The sequence below is a fragment of the Microvirga sp. P4_G7 genome (assembly GCF_056401005.1).
Map to the genome: position 1 here is coordinate 1 of NZ_JBFUKD010000699.1, position 1,856 is coordinate 1,856.

The window sequence follows — 1,856 nt, forward strand, 5'->3', positions numbered from 1 at the left end:
GAGGCGAACCCCGTCCGGTGCCGCTGCGTCTCGTCGACGGCGAGTGGACGCTGGACATGGAGGGGATCAAGGCGGCTTGCGATGCGCGCACGCGGGCCATCGTATTCTCGACGCCGGCCAACCCGACGGGATGGGTGGCGAGCCGTGAGGATTTCGAAGCCCTCCTCGCCTTCGGTCGCGAAAAGGGGATCTGGATCATCTCCGATGAGGTCTATAATCGCCTCTACTTCAGCGAGAAGTCCGCACCTTCGATCCTGCAGATCGCTGACCCGGAAGATCTGGTCCTGACCATCAACAGCTTCTCGAAAGCCTGGGCGATGACGGGATGGCGCGTCGGTTGGATCACGCATCCGTCCTCGATCGCACCGGAAGTCGCGGCGATGACGCAATACATGAACAGCGGAACCGCAGGCTTCGTGCAGGCCGGTGCGCTTGCGGCCATCAAGGATGGCGACGATCTCGCCACCCAGATGCGCGATCGCTGCAAGAACGGCATCGATCTCGCCTACGACATGCTGTCGAAAGTCGACGACATCGTCCTTCCCAACAAACCGAAGGGTGGGATGTACGTCTTCTTCTCGCTGAAGAGCGAGTCGGATTCAAAGGTCGCATGCCGCAAGATTCTCGACACAGCCCGCGTGGGATTGGCGCCTGGCTACATGTTTGGCAAGGCCTCGCGCGGATTCTTGCGCATGTGCATCTGCCGCGATCCGGCGCAGCTCAAGACAGCGCTGGAGCGGATGGTCGATAGCCTCGCGAAATAGTGCATTTCGCCTGGTCGCGCGGGGCCAAATGGGCTCGCGTGACCGGAGCGCTCACGCAGGCGAGATCATGGCGAGCACGCGGAGTGGACTGCCGCTGCCGCGCAGGATCTTCAAAGGTGGGGTGATGAGCACCGCGCCGGTGGCGGGAAGCCGATCAAGGTTGGTCAGGCATTGAAGGCCGAAGCGGCCGGATCCGTGCATAAGCGAATGGCACGGATAGGGCGGCCTCAAATTTGCAGCCTGACCGGCATCCGTGCCGATGGTTTCGGAGCCGAATCCGACAACGTCGCGTTCAACCAGAAACCGAACTGCCGAGACGTCCGGGCCGGGCGTGTGCTGGCCCGTTTCGTCGAAGTTCTGGTAGGCCGTGGGGTCCGCGCGCTTCGACCAGTCGGTCCGCATCAACACCCATGTGCCGGCCGGGATGCGACCGTGCCGGCCTTCCCAGTCGCGCAAGTGCGCCTCGGTCAGCAGAAAATCAGGATCGGCCGCGGCCTCCGCAGAACAATCGACAACACAGGCCGGTGCAACAAACCGGTGTGCGCTGATGCTGTCGGTCGCAGCCTGTGGCAAATCGCGGCCGGTGAACCAGTGAACCGGTGCGTCGAAATGCGTTCCCGTATGCTCGCCGCAGGAAAAGTTGTTCCAGTACCACGCGGGGCCATTTGAATCGTAGTGCGATATTTCCTCGAGCCGGAAGGCCGCCGATTGATCGAACTCGGGCGGCAGCGCAATGGTCGGCGTATTGTTCGACAACGTCTGTGTCAGGTCTATGATGCGGACTTGGTCGCTCTGCAGCGCTGTGACGAGGCGCACGAGGATCGATTGGCCCGTTGGCTCTTGATTCATTGATCGGCGAGCTCCCGCTCGAGGACCTTTGCGCTTTGGCGCCAGCGCGCCAGAATGTCTTGCGCGACATCGCCGGGATAGATGTCCTCGACACCCTCCTTGAGAGCGGCGACGATCGCACTTGCGAGTGCTGCTGGTGTGATCTTGGGAGGTAGCAGCTGCTGGTTCCACTCCTCGTCGACGGGCCCGGGAAAAGCGTTGATGACGCGAATGCCGGCCTTGGTCATGTCCGCACGCAAGGAC

General features: G+C 62.3%; 2 protein-coding genes and 1 pseudogene. 1 reads left to right on the forward strand and 2 read right to left on the reverse strand.

Annotation, left to right across the window (positions count from 1 at the left end):
- On the forward strand, positions 1 to 764 hold a 764-nt coding region (locus AC1DT3_RS19700), incomplete at its 5' end, for an aminotransferase class I/II-fold pyridoxal phosphate-dependent enzyme (protein ID WP_477466907.1).
- Positions 765 to 815: 51 nt separating this feature from the next.
- On the opposite strand, the gene AC1DT3_RS19705 is transcribed toward AC1DT3_RS19700, so the two are convergent.
- Together AC1DT3_RS19705 and AC1DT3_RS19710 are read right to left on the reverse strand one after the other, a co-directional pair.
- Positions 816 to 1,613 carry a cyclase family protein gene (locus AC1DT3_RS19705; protein WP_477466908.1) on the reverse strand — a complete coding sequence of 266 codons (798 nt, stop codon included), beginning with the start codon at positions 1,611 to 1,613 and terminating at the stop codon, positions 816 to 818.
- Positions 1,610 to 1,856, reverse strand: a pseudogene (locus AC1DT3_RS19710) (short-chain dehydrogenase); the annotation flags it as partial. The gene AC1DT3_RS19705 and the pseudogene AC1DT3_RS19710, both read right to left, overlap by 4 nt.

Coding starts and splice junctions, on each gene's coding strand:
- AC1DT3_RS19705 (WP_477466908.1), bottom strand. CDS start 1,613: ATGAATCAAGAGCCAACGGGCCAATCGATCCTCGTGCGCCTCGTCACA.